The organism is Pseudomonas sp. 3296, assembly GCF_031456615.1.
GTDB lineage: Bacteria > Pseudomonadota > Gammaproteobacteria > Pseudomonadales > Pseudomonadaceae > Aquipseudomonas > Aquipseudomonas mucoides.
Genome location: NZ_JAVDUY010000009.1, coordinates 357,021 through 374,067, shown reverse-complemented (window position 1 = coordinate 374,067; position 17,047 = coordinate 357,021). Strand labels below are relative to the sequence as shown.

17 protein-coding genes are annotated in these 17,047 nt (G+C 60.6%); 6 read left to right on the top strand and 11 right to left on the bottom strand.

All coding sequences use genetic code 11. From position 1 onward, the window contains the following. The first annotated feature begins 21 nt into the window (after positions 1 to 21). The 3 genes from paaY to feaR all read left to right on the top strand — a co-directional run bounded on the left by paaY (position 22) and on the right by feaR (position 2,630). The gene (paaY, locus tag J2X66_RS25515) at positions 22 to 618 is read left to right on the top strand and encodes a phenylacetic acid degradation protein PaaY (RefSeq protein ID WP_310270206.1); all 597 of its coding nucleotides are present in this window, start codon (positions 22 to 24) and stop codon (positions 616 to 618) included. Positions 619 to 706: 88 nt separating this feature from the next. Continuing rightward, on the top strand, positions 707 to 1,630 hold the full coding sequence (gene paaX / locus J2X66_RS25510) for a phenylacetic acid degradation operon negative regulatory protein PaaX (protein WP_310270203.1): 924 nt from the start codon (positions 707 to 709) through the stop codon (positions 1,628 to 1,630). An 85-nt stretch (positions 1,631 to 1,715) separates the two neighbouring features. After that, the gene (feaR, locus tag J2X66_RS25505; protein ID WP_310270200.1) at positions 1,716 to 2,630 is read left to right on the top strand and encodes a transcriptional regulator FeaR; all 915 of its coding nucleotides are present in this window, start codon (positions 1,716 to 1,718) and stop codon (positions 2,628 to 2,630) included. Positions 2,631 to 2,637: 7 nt separating this feature from the next. Here the strand turns inward: feaR and J2X66_RS25500 are convergent, their stop codons facing one another. After that, positions 2,638 to 3,375, bottom strand: coding sequence for an anti-sigma factor (locus J2X66_RS25500; protein ID WP_310270197.1), 738 nt, complete (start codon positions 3,373 to 3,375; stop codon positions 2,638 to 2,640). Beyond that, entirely contained in the window at positions 3,368 to 3,880 is a 513-nt protein-coding gene (locus J2X66_RS25495) for a sigma-70 family RNA polymerase sigma factor (RefSeq protein WP_310270194.1), read from the bottom strand. Before J2X66_RS25495 ends, J2X66_RS25500 begins: the two co-directional genes overlap by 8 nt. Positions 3,881 to 4,034: 154 nt before the next feature. On the opposite strand from J2X66_RS25495, the gene J2X66_RS25490 reads away from it, so the two are divergent. Together J2X66_RS25490 and J2X66_RS25485 are read left to right on the top strand one after the other, a co-directional pair. Further along, the gene (locus J2X66_RS25490) at positions 4,035 to 5,003 is read left to right on the top strand and encodes a metallophosphoesterase (protein WP_310270191.1); all 969 of its coding nucleotides are present in this window, start codon (positions 4,035 to 4,037) and stop codon (positions 5,001 to 5,003) included. Positions 5,004 to 5,017: 14 nt separating this feature from the next. Continuing rightward, positions 5,018 to 5,326 (top strand): cupredoxin family copper-binding protein, encoded by a 309-nt coding sequence (locus J2X66_RS25485; RefSeq protein ID WP_310270188.1) that lies wholly within the window; start codon positions 5,018 to 5,020, stop codon positions 5,324 to 5,326. A 68-nt stretch (positions 5,327 to 5,394) separates the two neighbouring features. Here J2X66_RS25485 and tynA read toward each other — a convergent pair whose 3' ends face one another. Then, entirely contained in the window at positions 5,395 to 7,683 is a 2,289-nt protein-coding gene (gene tynA / locus J2X66_RS25480; protein ID WP_310270185.1) for a primary-amine oxidase, read from the bottom strand. A gap of 219 nt (positions 7,684 to 7,902) precedes the next feature. Between tynA and J2X66_RS25475 the strand changes: the two genes are divergently transcribed. Continuing rightward, positions 7,903 to 8,916 carry a GlxA family transcriptional regulator gene (locus tag J2X66_RS25475; RefSeq protein WP_310270182.1) on the top strand — a complete coding sequence of 338 codons (1,014 nt, stop codon included), beginning with the start codon at positions 7,903 to 7,905 and terminating at the stop codon, positions 8,914 to 8,916. Between the two features lie 43 nt (positions 8,917 to 8,959). Here the strand turns inward: J2X66_RS25475 and J2X66_RS25470 are convergent, their stop codons facing one another. The 8 genes from J2X66_RS25470 to J2X66_RS25435 form a co-directional block, all read right to left on the bottom strand. Further along, positions 8,960 to 10,636, bottom strand: a complete 1,677-nt coding sequence (locus J2X66_RS25470; RefSeq protein ID WP_310270179.1) for an MFS transporter — start codon at positions 10,634 to 10,636, stop codon at positions 8,960 to 8,962. Between the two features lie 271 nt (positions 10,637 to 10,907). Then, on the bottom strand, positions 10,908 to 12,233 hold the full coding sequence (locus J2X66_RS25465; RefSeq protein ID WP_310270176.1) for an OprD family porin: 1,326 nt from the start codon (positions 12,231 to 12,233) through the stop codon (positions 10,908 to 10,910). A gap of 139 nt (positions 12,234 to 12,372) precedes the next feature. Then, a complete protein-coding gene (locus J2X66_RS25460) occupies positions 12,373 to 13,722 on the bottom strand; it encodes a gluconate:H+ symporter (RefSeq protein ID WP_310270173.1) in 1,350 nt (449 codons plus the stop codon). 200 nt (positions 13,723 to 13,922) lie between these two features. Beyond that, positions 13,923 to 14,507, bottom strand: a complete 585-nt coding sequence (locus J2X66_RS25455) for a hypothetical protein (RefSeq protein WP_310270172.1) — start codon at positions 14,505 to 14,507, stop codon at positions 13,923 to 13,925. A gap of 176 nt (positions 14,508 to 14,683) precedes the next feature. Continuing rightward, positions 14,684 to 15,205 carry a cytochrome C gene (locus tag J2X66_RS25450; RefSeq protein WP_310270167.1) on the bottom strand — a complete coding sequence of 174 codons (522 nt, stop codon included), beginning with the start codon at positions 15,203 to 15,205 and terminating at the stop codon, positions 14,684 to 14,686. Between the two features lie 131 nt (positions 15,206 to 15,336). Continuing rightward, positions 15,337 to 15,858 carry a methylamine dehydrogenase light chain gene (locus J2X66_RS25445; protein WP_218436500.1) on the bottom strand — a complete coding sequence of 174 codons (522 nt, stop codon included), beginning with the start codon at positions 15,856 to 15,858 and terminating at the stop codon, positions 15,337 to 15,339. A gap of 19 nt (positions 15,859 to 15,877) precedes the next feature. Then, positions 15,878 to 16,498, bottom strand: coding sequence for a methylamine dehydrogenase accessory protein MauD (gene mauD, locus J2X66_RS25440; protein WP_007945358.1), 621 nt, complete (start codon positions 16,496 to 16,498; stop codon positions 15,878 to 15,880). 3 nt (positions 16,499 to 16,501) lie between these two features. Beyond that, positions 16,502 to 17,041 (bottom strand): MauE/DoxX family redox-associated membrane protein, encoded by a 540-nt coding sequence (locus tag J2X66_RS25435; RefSeq protein ID WP_310270160.1) that lies wholly within the window; start codon positions 17,039 to 17,041, stop codon positions 16,502 to 16,504. Positions 17,042 to 17,047: the final 6 nt, after the last annotated feature.

Below are 17,047 nucleotides of genomic sequence, written 5' to 3'. Positions count from 1 at the left end.
ATGCGTTTAAAGGACCGTCCCATGACTTGCTACAGACTCGATGGCTTGACCCCGGTAATTGATCCCTCGGCTTACGTTCATCCGTCGGCGGTGCTGATCGGCGACGTGATCGTCGGCCCCCATTGCTATGTCGGGCCGCTGGCGAGCCTGCGCGGGGACTTTGGCCGCATCGTGCTGGAGGAGGGCGCCAATCTGCAGGACACCTGCGTGATGCATGGTTTCCCGGACAGCGACACGGTGGTCGAGCGCAATGGGCACATCGGCCATGGCGCCGTGTTGCACGGTTGCCGGATCGGCGCCGATGCGCTGGTGGGCATGAACGCCGTGGTGATGGACAACGCCCGCATCGGCCCGCGCTCGTTCGTCTCGGCAGCGGCCTTCGTCAAGGCCGGTTTCGACTGCCCCGAGCAGTCACTGGTGATGGGCGCACCGGCCAGCATCAAGCGCGGCCTGAGCGATGAAGAAGTGTCGTGGAAACAGGCGGGCACCCGCGAGTATCAGCATCTGGCCAAGCGTTGCCTCGAACAGATGCAGGTCTGCGAACCGTTGACCGAAGTGGAGGCGAATCGCCCGCGCATCAGCGACAGCGGCTTGCGCCCAAAAGGCAGCGCCCAATGAACGATGAGCCTCCTGTAGCTGCTACACGGGTACGTGTGAGTCTTATGAAACCGGTATATTCCTTTTCTTTTTTCAGCCCGGTACGCCCATGTCGTCCCTGACACCCTTGAACCAACTGATAACCCGCTTCCAGGAGCAGACGCCGATCCGCGCCAGCTCCTTGATCATTACGCTGTACGGCGATGCCATCGAACCCCACGGCGGGACAGTCTGGCTGGGCAGCCTGATTCAATTGCTCGAGCCCATCGGCATCAACGAGCGGCTGATCCGCACCTCGATTTTCCGCCTGACCAAAGAAGGCTGGCTGACCGCCGAAAAAGTCGGGCGTCGCAGTTATTACAGCCTGACCGGCACTGGTCGCCGGCGTTTCGACAAGGCATTCAAGCGCGTCTACAGCTCCACCGTGCCGGCGTGGGACGGTTCCTGGTGCCTGGTGATGCTCACGCAGTTGACTCAGGACAAGCGCAAACAAGTGCGCGAAGAACTGGAGTGGCAAGGTTTTGGTGCGATTTCGCCCGCGGTGCTGGCGTGTCCACGCAGTGACCGCACCGACCTTAATGCGACCTTGCTCGACCTCGGCGTCCAGGAAGAAACCATCGTCTTCGAAACCACGGCGCAGGACGTCCTGGCCTCCAAGGCCCTGCGATTGCAGGTAAAGGAAAGCTGGAACATCGAAGAACTGGCGACCCATTACAGCGAATTCATCCAGCTGTTCCGACCGCTCTGGCAAGCGCTTCGCGAGCAGGAGAACCTGCAACCGGGCGACTGCTTCCTGGCACGCGTCCTGCTTATTCATGAATACCGAAAACTGCTGTTGCGCGACCCGCAGCTGCCGGACGAATTACTGCCCGGTGATTGGGAGGGGCGGGCAGCGCGCCAGTTGTGCCGCAACATTTACCGGCTGATCTACGCCAAAGCCGAGGAATGGTTGAACAGTGCACTGGAAACCGCCGATGGTCCGCTGCCGGACGTGGGTGAGAGTTTCTATCGACGCTTTGGCGGGTTGAAGTAACCCGTCATTGCGGTGGGAGCGGGGTGGTTAGGGAGAACCGGAGGATTGGCGTAGATAATAAAAATAAGCCTGCGTGAGGCCTGACATGATTTCTGCAAATGCACAGCGCCGTGATGGATTCGACCAGTGGATCCATCAGATCAACCAGATCTGTGGCGCCTTCAATGCGCAAACCCTGGGCGATGAGTTTTCCGGGCAGATCCGCGAACACCAGAGCGGTGCGCTCAAACTCAGTTTTGTCGATGCTTGCCAGGCGCGGCTCTACCGCACGCCGGCGCAAATCGCGGCGGGCGAGGGCGGCAAATACTTTGCGGTATTCCAGCTCGATGGCACCGCGGGCATGGCCCAGGGCGACAGCAAGGTGTTGCTGTCGGCCGGCGATATCACCCTGATCGACGCCTCGCGCCCCAGCGACTTCACCTACAGCGAAAACTCCCGGCAGTTGTCGCTGATTCTGCCTTCGTCGCTGATCGAGCAATCCTTGCGCTTCAACCCGGTCAAGTGCGGTCACCGCATCGCCGCGGCGTCGCCAATGGCGATGCTCTCGCACCGGTTGATTCTCGATGCCGCGCAGCAAAACGCCCTGAGCCTCGCGGAAAGCGAGGCGACGCTGGAAGCGATTGTCAGCCTGTTGCGCCCGGCCATCAGCCAAACCGAAGACAGCAACGATCTGCATGAGCGCATCTTTCGCAAGACGCTGGAATGCATCGACGAACACATTCGCTCAGAAGACCTGTGCCCGGAATGGCTGGCACGGGAAGTCGGCATGTCGGTGCGGGGGCTGTACCGGATCTTTGCAAAGAAGGGGTTGGTGGTAGCGAAGTACATCAAGAATCGTCGGCTGGATTTGTGCGCCGAATCCCTGCGCCAATCGCGCACCGAACAGAAATTGTCGGTGCTGGGTTACTCCTGGGGATTTTCCGATTCAAGCTACTTCTCCACGGCCTTCAAATCGCGGTTTGGCATAGCGCCGGGCGAGTACCGCAAGCAACACGCCTGAGATCCGACTATGGCTTGAGCAACTGGCTGAACGCCTCCAGCTCGCTTTTCTCCAGATCGGAAACCAGCACAAAGCGCATGTGATTCGCTTGCCAGGACACCACGTTAAAGCCACGAATGGCCTGACTCTTTTGCGGCGTGTCCGCCTCCGGCGTGGGCAGGATAAACACGTTGATAATGTGCTTGGCCCGCCCATAACTCAGGGCCGCCGTGGTCTGGTGCTGCAAGTAATCCAGCCGCCCGCCCAACAGCACAAACCCTTGTGCCGAGTAATCGACGACCGGCGGCGAGAAGTCGAGTTTGCCGGTGAACCAGGGCTTCACGGTATGACGGTCGGACGACACCACATCATTCAAATGCTCGCCCATCAACGAGCGGACATGGCTGGAGACGGCCTCGTCCATCAGCGGTTGCTCGCTGGCCGGCGTTGCCACATAAAGCACCACCGCCAAGCCCAACGCCGCCGCTGAAAACGCCGGGGCGATCCATGTTCGCCAGCGCTCTAGAATGCCAGGCGGTGGGGCAACAGGGACGAACAGACTGGCTGACAACGACGCCGGGGCCGTGTAATAGGGCGCCTGGCGTTTCACGCTGAGCATCAGCAACTTCGCCTGATCGTGCAACCGCGCGCACTCGGCGCACTCGGCCAAATGCCCGGCCACCGTTGCGGTCGTCGGCGGGTCAAGTTCCTTGTCCAGATAGCCATGCATCAACGTCTGGCAAACCGTGCAGTCGAGTTCATTCATGATCGTGCAACTTCAGTAGTTCGAGCTTGAGCATGGCGCGCGCCCGGGCCAGTCTCGACATGACGGTGCCGATGGGAATATCGACCACCAGGGCGATGTCCTTGTAGGGCAGGTCTTCGAGTTCTTTCAGAACAATCACCTCACGAAACGCCGGCGGCAGAGCGCACAGGGCTTGCTGGATGAGCGCCACGTTTTCCGTGTGAATGGCCAGCAGCTCCGGAGTCTGGCTATGACTCAGCGCGGCGTTTTCTTCGGGCAGTTCATCGCCGATCGCCACCCAATGGTGCACGGCCGAGGCCTTGAGCCAGGTGTAGCTTTCGTTGCGCACGATGGTCAGGAACCAGGCCTTGGCGTTGCCATCGGCGAACCGGTGCAAGAAACGAAAGGCGCGCAGGGCACTTTCCTGGACGACATCACGCGCGGCGCTGTCGTTGCCGGTGAGCCAGCGCGCGAGGTTATAGGCCGCGTCCAGGTGGGGCGCAAACAGTTCCTCAAATCGCTTCATAGTGGTTCCCGCACTGTCCCACCCCTATAACTGTGTTGCGTGGCCTTTTATTCCCAGGAAAAAATTATTTTTTCGACCCGGAATAAAGTCCCGTCCCGTCGGGTTGTACCTCGTGTCAGCACCATCACTGTAGTTCGCCAGCGAGGGAAAACCGATGGACATTCAATCAAGACACCCGATTCGCACCGACGGCCCGCTCAACCCTGACCGCCGAACACTGCTCAAATGCTCGGCCTGGGCCGGGGCGGGGGTCATCTGGGCCCTGAGCGGCGGCATCCCCCGAGCCTTTGCCCTGGATGCGGCGGGCAACGTTTCCGACCCCAAGGCACTGGCCAGCACCTTCCACTTCGTGCAGATCAGCGACTCGCACATCGGCTTCAACAAGGAGGCCAACCCGGAACCGGTGAAGACCTTGCAGGTGGCCATCGACAAGGTCATCGCGCTGCCAAAACCACCGGCTCTGATCCTGCACACCGGCGACATCACCCACCTGTCCAAACCCGAGGAATTTGACACGGCCGCGCAACTGCTCAAGGGCCTGCCGTCCACGGTGCACTATGTTCCGGGGGAGCACGACACCCTCGACGAGGGCGGCGGCACGCTCTATCTGGAACGTTACGGCAAAGGCACCAAAGGCAATGGCTGGTACAGCTTCGATGACCACGGCGTGCATTTTATTGCGCTGGTGAATGTCTTCAATTTCCAGGCGGGCCGTGAAGCAACCCTGGGCGCCGACCAACTGGCCTGGCTGGCCGACGACTTGCGCGCCGTGACCAGCAGCACACCCATCGTGGTGTTTACCCATATTCCGTTGTGGACGGTTTATCAGCCATGGGGCTGGGGCACCGAGGATGGCGATCAGGCGATTGCCATGCTGCGCAAGTACGGTTCGGTGACGGTGTTGAACGGGCATATCCACCAGGTCATCCAGAAGGTCGAAGGCAATATCACCTTCCACACCGCCCGAGGCACCGCTTATCCACAACCGGCACCGGGTGCGGCGCCCACGCCTGGGCCGATGACGGTGGCGGCTGATCAGCTGCGCAATTATCTGGGGATCACCGATGTGCGAGCAACGCAGGGCGATCATCCATTGGCGCTGATTGATTCGACATTGGTATAGGGGAGGGCGATCAGATGAAAAAGCGATTGTTGGCCGTGGCGTGCCTGATGCTGTCAATGCCGGTGTGGGCTCAGGAGGTGAAAATCGATATCAAGGCGTTCATGTTCGGACCCAAGGATTTGAACGTGGCCGTGGGCACCAAAGTGACGTGGGTGAACGACGACCAGATTCCGCACACGGTGGCGGAAACCCACAAGGTTTTTCGTTCAGGGGCGCTGGACACCAATGACAGCTTTTCCTGGGTGTTCAACACGCCGGGGGAGTTTGAGTATTTTTGTGCGCTGCATCCGCAGATGATCGGGAAGATTGTGGTCAGTCAGTGAACAACCCCGGCCCCCCCTTGTAGGAGTGAGCCTGCTCGCGATGGCTCACTCCTACAGGGGGGGTGTGGTTACTTGGGGACGCTAAGGTTCAACGTCGGCGTCTCATCAAAGAAATTCCACGGTTTCAACAGCACATGCACCCATTCGGTCGGCATGATCGGCCATTCCTCGGCCCGTGCGATGTGCGTGGTGCCGGTGGTCAGCCAGACCACGTCGTCGGTGTTCTCGATCGACTGGTTATCCGCAGTGAACTGCCCCAGCCCCGAGTCTTTGTCCGAACGGTTCGGGTATTTGCCTTCCGGGTACTTCTCTTGCGGGTCGTAGCGTGTCACCCACAGTTGCTTGTCCATGAAACTGAGGCGGTGATAGAGCCATTCGTCCTTGCCGAAGTTCGCGCCCTTGGCCACCGGATGGGTGCCGCCGGCATACGGAACCAACTGATAGGAAACCGGGTTGCCGACTTTGTTTTCCTTGCTGAAGTTGGTCATCAGGCGAACGGTCGACGGGTCGAATTTCTGCGCGGCCTGCTGCTCGGTGCTGACTACGTTGTGCTCGGTCTGCATGGTGCTGGTGCGCGGGCCGCCACGGTCGTTTGGCAACACCACCGGGTTTACCTCGACCAGCGAGTTGCTTTCGCCGTCCACGTCCATGTCCAGGCGGAAGTTGTAGATGTGCTGGTGCGTGGTACCGACGATGTTGTGGTCCAGCAAGGTACCGTAGCGCGTGTCTTCCTTGGCGGTGGTGTCGTGCATGGTTTTGGACTCGACGCCTTTGACCGCTTCGATACCCGTAGCGCCGGCATCGATGCCGATGGTGCCGTTTTGCTGGAAGACCCAATCGAAGATGTAGTCGTAGTTGCCGACGGTGCTGATCCAGCGCACCACCAGCTCACGGCGCTCGGTGCTGAGGTTGGGCTGGCCCATTTCCTGGTGTTTGTATTCCGGGCCGGCGTAGCGCTCGAACACCGCCATGGCGTGAGGAATCGCCGTCGGCGCGCCGGTGTAGTCGGCGATCGTGGCGTCGAGCAGCACGGCGTTTTCCGGGGCGTCTTTGCCGCGGGCAATCGGCGAGGTCAAGGTGCCCATACCGTAATCGCCGGAATCCAGGTAGGCCTTGAAGTACCAGCCGACATCGGGGTCGCCATAAGGCACGATCATCCCGCCCAGCGACCCTTCGTACATGATTTTGCGTTTCTTGCCCTTGTCGTCGTAGGTCACGGTGGACAGGATCGGGCCGACGCGGGAATCGAGGCGAACGTGGAAATCCCAGTTCTGCCAGTGAATGCTGTTGCCGGTGATGGTGTAGTTTTTCCCTTCGGGCTCGATGATTTCCAGCGGTTTGACCTCGGCACCCTTGCGACCGCGGCCGTCATACGGCGTCGGTTTCATCGGCACCGGGATCAGGGCTTCGTCTTCGATCTTGATCAGCTTCTTTTGCTCGAGGTCGACAATCGCCACGAGGCCTTCGATCGGGTGGGCCCAGTAGTTGCCGTCACCGGTATTGAGGTAGCTGACGATTTTCAGCAGCCGCTTGTCCTGCGCGAGGCCGTCCTTGCCGTCGAAATAACCGACGGTCAGCGGCGTGGCCACGACTTTTTTCACGTCGGTGATGCCGCGCTTGGCCAGGGCCTGTGCGTACTCGGGGCTGGTTTCCACGGCCGATTGCACGGTGGCGAAATCGTCCAGCAGGACCATGCCGTGGGCGCCTTCGATCGGTTTCCAGGACTTCAGCGCCTTGGCGTCGAGGTCGACCAGAGCTTCGATCACATGCTTGCCATCGAGCACCACGATGTTGGCCTGGCGCGGCTGAGTAACGTTCTGGCCGGTGAAGACGAAGTTCCAGACCTGATCCTTCGGCGGCTCATTGACCGAGACTTCGGTGAAACGGAAACCGGGTTGGTAGTGCTCGGACTGCTTGACGATGTCCACCGCAGCCTTGATTTCGTCAGCGGTCAACGGATTGAGCGGGTTGGGGCGGGTTTCGACGACAAAGGTCTTGTCCAGGCCGGACTGGAACACCTGATTGATGAAGTCCTTCGGCATGTAGGCGGTGTTGTGTTTGAACACCACCGGGACGGCCAGCTTCATCGGCTTGCCGTTGAGCATGGCGACTTTGCTGTCCGGTTTGACCTTGAGGTAAACCCCGTCCTTGGCAATCACGAACAGGTTGGCGTAGTTGTCCCATTTGACCGTGGCCCCGAATTCCTCAAGGGTTGACTGCAAAGGCACCATTTCGGCGGCCCCACCATGGGCCTGTGCAGTGGACATCCAGCCCGGCAAACCGACAGTGCCCAGGGTGATGGCCAGCGCGAGTCGGGCAAGCGGTTTTCTTTTTAGCGAGGCAATGGACGTGAACATTTATGAGTTCCTTGGGAATCCGGTGACAGCACAGCACACTTTGCTACAGCCAATGGAGGGCTTCTTGTGAAATCCTGCCAGATTCTTTTGGCTGCGTGCCTAAATGGTTTGTTGTCCAAGGTTAATTCACAATCAACAACCTCGCGTCTGGCTTCCAGCGGGCCTGATCTGTCGCATAATGGTTTCACCGGTTTTGACTTTAATTGAGTGGGTCGGACATTGATCGAGCGACGGCAATTCAGCGGCGGTATGAAAGGTAAAAACCTGCGCTATCTCAACGAACCTGCGGACAAGCCTGTGCCGATGACGCGCACAGGCTTTTTGCTGCTCGAACATTTTTCGCTGCCTGCGTTCACCCAGGCACTGGATACGATCGTCACCGCGAATCTGTTGCGTCCCGGCCTGTTTGCCTCGCGAACGTTTGGCTTGCATGACGGCGAGGTGGTCAGCGACCTGGGCCTGGTGATCCGGCCTGACGCGCGTTTCGATGCAGCGGCGATTCAGCAACTGGACCTGCTGGTGGTGTGTGGCGGCTACCGCACGGAGCTGAAGGCCGCCGATGACTTCGTCCACCTGCTCAGGGCGGCGGCAGAGCGCGGCATCACCCTGGCCGGGCTGTGGAATGGCGCCTGGTTCCTCGGCAGCGCTGGCCTGCTGGACGGTTATCGTTGTGCCATTCACCCCGAACATCGACCGGCACTGGCGGAGGTGTCCAAAGCGGCGCAGGTCACCAGCGAACCCTATGTGATTGACCGCGACCGACTGACGGCGTCGAGTCCTTCGGGGGCTTTCCACATGGCGCTGGACTGGATCAAAGGGCTGCACGACAAAGCCCTGGTCGAGGGCATCGAAGACATTCTGGCGTTTGAAGAGTCGCGCTACCGGCGGATCAAACCGGCGGAAAACATCTGCGTCAGCGCACCGTTGCGCGAGGTGGTCAAGCTGATGGACGCCAACCTCGAAGAGCCGCTGGAACTGGAACAGCTGGCGGTTTACGCCGGACGTTCACGTCGGCAACTGGAGCGCCTGTTCAAGGAACAACTGGGCACCACGCCGCAACGCTATTACATGGAGCTGCGCATCACCGAGGCGCGTCGGCTGCTGCAGCACACCGAGCTGTCCCAGGTGGACGTGCTGGTGGCGTGCGGGTTTGTCTCGCCGAGCCATTTCAGCAAGTGCTACAGCTCCTACTTCGGCTACCGGCCGTCCAAGGAAAAGCGGCTGGTCAAATGAACCCGGCACGCCCTCTCCCGGCAGGAGAGGGCGGTTGCGCATTTCAGGTGTGATGAAGCTCGCGGTCCTTGGTTTCCGGCAGGAAGAACGTGCCCAGAATCGCCGTCATCACCGCGATCACGATCGGATACCACAACCCGTAATAGATGTCCCCGGTGGCCGCGACCATGGCGAACGCTACAGTCGGCAGAAACCCGCCGAACCAGCCGTTGCCGATGTGGTACGGCAACGACATCGAGGTGTAGCGGATGCGCGCCGGGAACAGTTCCACCAGCCACGCGGCAATAGGCCCGTAGACCATGGTCACGTAGATCACGAGGAGGGTCAGCAGCAGCAACACCATCGGGTAGTTGGTCTTCGCCGGGTCGGCCTTTTCGGGGTAACCGGCCTCCTTCAGGGCCGTGGCGAGGGTGGCGGTGAAGGCGTCGTTGCGGGTCTTGAAGTCGGCGGCCGGCAGGCTGGTGCCCTCGAAGCTCTGGACCACTTTGTCGCCGATGCGCACCTGGGCGACGGTGCCCGGTTCAGCCTTCTCGTTTTTGTAGGGGATGGCCCGCTTCGCCAGCAGGCTCTTGGCGAGGTCGCAGGAACTGGTGAATCGGGCCTTGCCCACCGGGTCGAACTGGAACGAGCACTGGCCCGGATCGGCAATCACCGTGACCGGGTTCTTTTCCTGCGCAACGAACACGTCGGGGTTACCGTATTGGGTCAACGCGTGGAAAATCGGAAAGTAGGTCAGCGCCGCGAGGATGCAGCCGGCCATGATGATGCCCTTGCGGCCGATGCGGTCGGACAGGCTGCCGAAAATCACGAAGAACGGCGTACCGATCAGCAGCGAACCGGCGATCAACAGGTTGGCGGTTTGCGGGTCGATCTTCAGGGTTTGCAGCAGGAAAAACAGTGCATAAAACTGCCCGGTGTACCAGACCACCGCCTGGCCGGCAGTCCCGCCGAGCAACGCCATGATCACGATTTTCAGGTTGCCCCAACGGGCGAAGGATTCGGTCAGCGGCGCCTTCGACGCCTTGCCTTCTTCCTTCATTTTCTTGAACACCGGCGACTCGCTGAGTTGCAGGCGGATGTACACCGAGACAATCAGCAGCAGGATCGACAGCAGGAACGGAATCCGCCAGCCCCAGGCTTCGAACGCTTCAGTGCCGAGCAGGGTACGGCAGGCGAGAATCACCAGCAGTGACAGAAACAGGCCGAGGGTTGCGGTGGTCTGGATCCACGAGGTGAAGTAACCGCGCTTGCCGGGCGGTGCATGTTCGGCCACGTACGTCGCCGCGCCGCCGTATTCCCCGCCCAGTGCCAGGCCTTGCAACAGGCGCAGGGTGATCAGGATGACCGGCGCCGCCACGCCGATGGTGGCGTAGCCGGGCAGGAAGCCGACGATGGCGGTGGAGATGCCCATGATGACAATGGTGATGAGGAAGGTGTGCTTGCGCCCGATCATGTCGCCCAACCGGCCAAACACGATGGCGCCGAAAGGCCTGACGGCGAAGCCCGCGGCGAAGGCCAGCAGGGCGAAGATGAACGCCGTGGTCTCATTGACGCCGGCGAAGAAATGCTTGGCGATGATCGCGGCGAGAGAGCCGTAAAGGTAGAAGTCATACCATTCGAATACGGTGCCCAGGGACGACGCGAAAATGACTTTGCGCTCCTCCTTGGTGATGCCGTGTCCGGGCGTACTGCCTGTGGTTGTGCTGTCGATTACGGCCATGGCGTTCTCCGTCTTGCTCTTGTTATAGGCCGGAGTACCTCTCATCAATTGCCGCACCCAGGCCCTGGGGCTGATGTCGTCGGATTGCAAGTTGCACGAAGCAGGGCGCCGGCATTTCCGCCGGATTACTTGAAGCATAATCAGCTTCGTGCAGATATCCACTCGCCAGCCCACCGCCCGCCAATCAACGACCGAAACGCGAACCCCTGTAGCAGCTGCCGAAGGCTGCGTCCGGCTGCTAGAGGGGCGTGGATTTCTAAAAGGGCGGTGGTTACAACAGCGAGATCGTGTAGTTGACGATAAAGCGGTTTTGATCGACGTTGCGCCCGGCATCGGTGTTGGACTTGGCGTTGCGCACGGTGAAACCGAGCCCCTTGAGCGTGCCCGATTGCAGCACGTAGTCCAGGGTCATGTCGCGCTCCCACTCGGACTGGTCGCTGGCGTTGCGGGCCTTGATGTCTGTGCCCTTGAGGTACACCACCGACGCCTTCAAACCCGGCACGCCCAAGGGGGCGAAGTCATAGGTGTACTGACCGAAATTGGTCCGTTCACCGGCGCGGGCAAAGTTCTGGATCATCTTGTCCGTGGGCAGGTAAACGCTGCCGCCACCGGCGCCCTTGTCCACCAGACTGCCCTGGTTGGGCTGGACGAAGTTGCTGCCATCGCTCACCTGTTGATGCCCCAGCGACACCGAGTGGCCGCCGTTCACGTAGGTGATCATCGCCGCCCAGGTGTTGTTGTCGATCTCGCCGTTGTTGTCCTCGGTGTAACCCGACATGCCGTAGCCTCGGGCCCGCCCGGCGGCGCTGCTGTTGGCGCCGGTCGACGTAGTGTTGAAGTAGCGCAGGTCAGTGGTGAGGGAGCTTTTGCCGTCAATCGGCAGAACGTGGACCAGCCCGAGGAAGTTCTGGTTGTAGAACTCTTCCAGCTGCGCGAAGTAGTACTGAGCCTTCAAATCCTTGGTGATGTTGTAGTCACCGCCAGCGTAGTAGAACTTGTTACTGTCCTGCGTGGCGCCGGGGACCGACAGTCCGGTCCGGTCTGTCGAAGCCCGGCCGACCGCGTGTTCGAGCACTCCACTGGTCAGCGTCAGGTTTTCAATGTCGTTCGAAGTGATCTGGGCGCCGGTGAACGACTGCGGCAACAGGCGCGCATCGTTGGCGATGAGGATCGGCAATTTAGGCAGCAAGGTGCCATAGCGAAATTCTGTCTTGGAGATGCGCATCTTCGCCGTCGGGCCGAAGCTGCTCCAGGCGTCCGCAGCGCCGTCGCCATCGGTGGGGATCATGCCGCTGCCGACGTGGCGGCCAGCGCCACTGTCCAGCGTGATACCGAGCAGCGCCTGCGCATCCAGGCCGAACCCTACCGGTCCTTGGGTAAACCCCGACTCATAACGCAGCACAAAACCCTGGGCGGTCTCCTCGGTTTTCGAAGGCGCCGCGGTGCCATCGCGGTTGTCGCTGTTGAAATACAAGGTGCGCATCGACAGGGTGGCTTTGCTGTCTTCCAGAAAGCCGTGCGCGGCGGTGTCTGCGGCCTGCGCGCACATTGAACTGGCGGCCAGCAAAAGGGCGGTGGGGACGGCTCGGTTGTACATACGGTGCTCCTGATGATTTCTTATGATTTTTGGAGAGTCGCCGCCACCCCGAAACCGGCGCGCAGAAGGGCGCGCCCGATGAGCGACCTGAGCATCAGGCCGTCGGGGTGACGTATTTTTTAAGTCGATTGGCGCGCGGTTAAATCAGGTAGGAAAGGCCCACGGTCAGGCCGAAAGCGACCACGGAAATAATGGTCTCCAGCACCGTCCAGGTCTTGAAGGTCTGGGCCACGGTCATGTTGAAGTATTCCTTGATCAACCAGAAGCCACCGTCGTTGACGTGGGAAAAAATCACCGAGCCGGCGCCGGTCGCCAGCACCAGCAGTTCCGGGTGCGGATAACCCAGACCGATGGCCACTGGCGCGACAATCCCCGAGGCGGTGGTCATCGCCACCGTCGCGGAACCGGTGGCAATGCGCATCAACGCGGCGAACAGCCAGCCCATGATCAGCGGCGACAACTGAAATTCGTGGGCCAGGCTGACGATCTGGTCGGTGACGCCTGCGTCCACCAGAATCCGGTTCAGGCCGCCGCCGGCACCGACCAGCAAGGTGATGCTCGCCGTGGGCGCCAGGCATTCGTTGGTGAACTTGAGGATCGATTCACGGCTGAAGCCCTGGGCGATGCCGAGGGTCCAGAAGCTCAGCAAGGTCGCCAGCAACAGGGCGATCACCGAGTTGCCGATGAACAGCAGAAACTGGTTGAAGCCACTGCCCGGCGTGGAAATCAGGTTGGCCCAGCCGCCGATCAGCATCAACACCACCGGCAACAGAATGGTCGCCATGGTGATGCCGAACCCCGGCAGACTGTCGCGCGGTTCGCGGTCGAGGAACTGGCGCTCCAGCGGATTCTCGGCCGGCAACTGAATACGCGGCACGATGAATTTCGCATACAGCGGACCGGCAATGATCGCCGTCGGAATGCCGATCAAAATCGCATACATCAAGGTCTGCCCGACCGACGCCCCATACACCTGCACCGCCAGCATCGCCGCCGGGTGCGGCGGCACCAGGGCATGCACCACGGAGAGCCCCGCGACCATCGGCAAGCCGACCATCAAAATCGACACGCCGACACGCCGCGCCACGGTGAAGGCAATCGGCACCAGCAACACAAAACCGACTTCGAAAAACAGCGGCAACCCGACCAGGAACGCAATGCAGACCATCGCCCAGTGCGCGTTCCTCTCGCCGAAACGGTCGATCAGCGTCCGCGCCACCTGCTCGGCACCGCCGGACTCGGCCATCATCTTGCCGAGCATGGTGCCCAACGCCACCACCAGCGCGATATGCCCCAGGGTTTTGCCAACGCCCGCCTCGTAGGCGCCGACCACGCCAGACGCCGGCATCCCGGCCAGCAAGGCCAAACCGATGGACACCAGGGTGATGACGATGAAGGGATTGAGTCGGTAACGGGCGATCAGCACGATCAGCGCAATGATGGCGATGGCGGCATACACCAGCAGCCAATAGCCGAAGGACAGGGTCATGCGGTACTCCTCGAAAGGGTCACGTCGAATGGATTGTGAAACTCTTAAAACATTTCGAGAGGTGATATTCAAACGAGGCGAAAGTAATTTTCGTGGAGGGATAAGGCTTGTCGCGCAGAGGTACGGGTTGTCGTTGTTTTTGAAATTGGGAGAGGCGGATTTTCATCCTGTGGGGCGCGGATTCAGCGGGGGAGTCGAGGTCAGATAACGGCGCAGCAGCAATAAGCGAGGGCCAGCAAAACGGCGACGCCAAACGCGCCTAACGCCTTCGCCATGGCATGGTGCGCCGGCGGCACAGGCCCGAGCGGCGGTTGCCAGAAGGGATCCGATAACGCTGCACGTTGATCGTAGTGGTGGCGAATGACCTGGTAGGTGTACCGCAAGCCCATCAGCAAAAACAGGACGCCCAGGCCGAGCACCGCCCAGCTCACCAGAGGCGGTTTGGCATCGGGCTCCATTTCCTGCCGGCACGCCGCGCTGTTGACTTCCAGGACACTGATTTGCCCGGTCTCCATCAGGGGCTGCCGGGCACCCACGTGAATTGCTGACTGTTGTTCCAGGTCAACAGCCTGATATTTCCACAGGGTGGTCGAGCCTTCCCGACAATAGGTGAACGCGACGGGGTCAGGCGCCGCCACGATGCACGCGTCGTTGATGTTGAGCTTCTTCAGTGTCTGATCGGCTGACCGGGTGAAATCCAGGTCGAAGACAGGAATGATCCCGGTGGCAAAAGCGCCCACCGAAAACAGCACGCTGCCCGCGACGCAGATTGTCGATGCTCTCAAGGTATTGTTTCCTTGTTATTCATCCGCGTATGAAAATACGTGCGGAGCGTGGCTCCCCTCGATGTGATGAGTCTAGAAGGCTGTTGGCTGTCCGAAATCTGTTAGCAATTAAAGCCTGTAAAATGGCCGAAATGACACTGGTTTCCAGTCAGGCGTCATTGCGATGCCTGTTTGAATCAGTAGCTCATCCCATCTTCAATCGCGATGCCTTGTGTCCGCATGGCCTTGATCAACTCGGCCCGGGTCCCCGGCAAATTGAGCATAGCCTTGTGACGCAGCTCGGCCACTTCGTCAGCACTGTATGGCTGGTAATCCGCAGGCGTACTTTTGCCCGCCAGGCCGTCCTCGCGCATCAGCCAGTTGAGCAGGTCAGCCAGTTGCGCGTTGTTCAGCGCCGATTGCGACATGCCCGGCACACGCACCAGAAACTCACGCCCGCCCGGGACCTTGAGGAAGTTGCCGACAAACCCGGTGAGCCGAGGCGTGTCATTGGCGGCCGAGCCCATGCCGTTGCCCAAATGGCAGCCGGCACATTGCAACTGATAGTTCACGCCCACGCTGTAACCGGCCTGGGCGATGGGTTTTTGCAGTTCTTCATTGCCCGGTGCATGCCGCTGCGCCGGGTTCGGAATGGCCCGGGCATAGGCGAGCGGAGCAGCCATGACGCACACCAGACCGAGGAATAGCAACCTACGCATGACCAGCACCTCTACGGTAATAACACACGTTCATGTAGCAGTCGGACGCAGGCTTCGCCAACTGCTACAGGGATCGCGCTTGGGGCACAAAAAAAACCGCCGATTGCGTGAGCAACCGGCGGCAATGCGCGTTAAACGGCGACGCCACGGATGATCGAAACGGTGCAGTGATAGATGTGCGATTTGGCGGCCAGGCACCAGTTCACATCATTGTTGTTGAACGGGCGGTAGGCCGGTTCTTCACTGTCGTTACGGGTGCAGGCGCACTGGGCGCAGCTTTGCTTACCGCAGCAATCGTTATAGGAAATGATGTAGTCCTTGCCGTCGGCCGGGTTGCGGCAGGTACCGATCCAGGTCACTTGCGAAGCTTCGGTGCCTGGTGGGCAAGACGTCACCGACCCGCCGCAGCAGCTGCACAGAAAGCCGTCGATGGAGCAGTAACGCCAGTAGTCACAGCTGTTCGGATCACCCGGGTCACCGGCTTTCGGGTTGTCGGCAGCCAGCGCTTTGCTGGTGCGGTCCAGCGGCAACAGAAGTGGCAGCGCAGCGCCTGCGACCATCAGGGAACCCATGCGCGACAGCAGTTTGCGGCGTGAGGTGGTGTCGGCTACTCGACGGGTCGAGCGCTCGAACAACAAGTCCAGCAGTTTCATAAAAATCTCCCTGCCTTAATCAGTGGCTATGGCCGTGGCTGTGGTCATGTGCGTGCGGCTGGCTGTTGAGGTATTCCTGCAACGTGGCCTTTTTCAGATGCTCGACTTCGAACAGGCTGTCCAGGTGCTCGCGGGAATTGACCAGTCCTTTGGCGCGCAGGGTGCCGGTTTTGTCGATCAGCGCCGCATATGGCAGCTTGCCGATCTGATAGGTCATGCCGACTTCCGGGCCGACGACGTATGTGGCGTCTTCCAGTTTGTGTTCGCGGATCAGCTTTTGTTGGGCGTCCATGTCGCCGTCACTGATGAACACCACGTCGAGGCGATCGGCCTGTTCCTTGGCGATGGACTTGATCGCCGGCAACAGCGACTTGCATATCGGGCAGGTTGGCGAGAGGAAGAACAGCAGCTGATTCTTTTCGCCGGCGTAGCCGAAGTTCACCGGGCGACCGTTACGGTCGGAGGCGGTGACTTGCGGCGCGGCTTCGTTGACCGCCACGCCTTTGTCCATCATCAGCGCGCCGGCCGGGGCCAGGCGGCCGTGCAAGACACCAATCTGACGCACCAGGCCCATGACGGCAAACGCCACGGCCGCGAGCAAAATCCAGAGCAAAACGTTGGAAACAATTAAGCCTTCCATTGATCACCTACCAATCAGTTTGAGCAGAAGAGGGGAGTTCGCCAGCAAGCCATCGGCTGCGGCGTACAGAAGCAGCGCCACAGCGCTGGCGGCAACGGTGACGAAGCCATCGAAAAAACCCAGGTCGCGGGCCAGCGGCGACACACTGGCCAGCAGCGCCACAGTCACCAGCACGCTGTTACGCAGCAACAGGATCGGGCGCAGTGGTTGCGCCTGGTCCGGGCCGGCACAGCCGCAATCAATGTCGCGGCGACCGCGCCACAGGTTGATGCCGATGGCGGTGGCGTACAGCGCAATCAAACCGGCCGCTGCCAACGCTGCCCAGTACCGGCTGACCGGCACCAGCAGCGCAAATGCGATCACCAGCTCTACCGCTGGAATCACACGGGCGACCGGGCGCACCAGCGCCTGGGGCAACAGTTGGTAGTCCGCCAACTGTTTGGCAAAACGTGCCGGCGCGCGCACCTTGTGCGTCGCGGCACTGGCCAGCAACACCGCAAGGGTGAGGGCGCTGGCAATGATGAAGATCGGATCGAAATGCATGGCCGA

What these genes read in the sequence shown, in the direction of transcription:
- paaX (WP_310270203.1), top strand. Translation starts at nt 707, where the DNA reads ATGTCGTCCCTGACACCCTTGAACCAACTGATAACCCGCTTCCAGGAG.
- J2X66_RS25465 (WP_310270176.1), bottom strand. Translation starts at nt 12,233, where the DNA reads ATGTACAACCGAGCCGTCCCCACCGCCCTTTTGCTGGCCGCCAGTTCA.
- J2X66_RS25500 (WP_310270197.1), bottom strand. Translation starts at nt 3,375, where the DNA reads ATGAATGAACTCGACTGCACGGTTTGCCAGACGTTGATGCATGGCTAT.
- J2X66_RS25485 (WP_310270188.1), top strand. Translation starts at nt 5,018, where the DNA reads ATGAAAAAGCGATTGTTGGCCGTGGCGTGCCTGATGCTGTCAATGCCG.
- J2X66_RS25495 (WP_310270194.1), bottom strand. Translation starts at nt 3,880, where the DNA reads ATGAAGCGATTTGAGGAACTGTTTGCGCCCCACCTGGACGCGGCCTAT.
- J2X66_RS25460 (WP_310270173.1), bottom strand. Translation starts at nt 13,722, where the DNA reads ATGACCCTGTCCTTCGGCTATTGGCTGCTGGTGTATGCCGCCATCGCC.
- tynA (WP_310270185.1), bottom strand. Translation starts at nt 7,683, where the DNA reads ATGTTCACGTCCATTGCCTCGCTAAAAAGAAAACCGCTTGCCCGACTC.
- J2X66_RS25435 (WP_310270160.1), bottom strand. Translation starts at nt 17,041, where the DNA reads ATGCATTTCGATCCGATCTTCATCATTGCCAGCGCCCTCACCCTTGCG.
- J2X66_RS25470 (WP_310270179.1), bottom strand. Translation starts at nt 10,636, where the DNA reads ATGGCCGTAATCGACAGCACAACCACAGGCAGTACGCCCGGACACGGC.
- mauD (WP_007945358.1), bottom strand. Translation starts at nt 16,498, where the DNA reads ATGGAAGGCTTAATTGTTTCCAACGTTTTGCTCTGGATTTTGCTCGCG.
- J2X66_RS25450 (WP_310270167.1), bottom strand. Translation starts at nt 15,205, where the DNA reads ATGCGTAGGTTGCTATTCCTCGGTCTGGTGTGCGTCATGGCTGCTCCG.
- feaR (WP_310270200.1), top strand. Translation starts at nt 1,716, where the DNA reads ATGATTTCTGCAAATGCACAGCGCCGTGATGGATTCGACCAGTGGATC.
- paaY (WP_310270206.1), top strand. Translation starts at nt 22, where the DNA reads ATGACTTGCTACAGACTCGATGGCTTGACCCCGGTAATTGATCCCTCG.
- J2X66_RS25445 (WP_218436500.1), bottom strand. Translation starts at nt 15,858, where the DNA reads ATGAAACTGCTGGACTTGTTGTTCGAGCGCTCGACCCGTCGAGTAGCC.
- J2X66_RS25490 (WP_310270191.1), top strand. Translation starts at nt 4,035, where the DNA reads ATGGACATTCAATCAAGACACCCGATTCGCACCGACGGCCCGCTCAAC.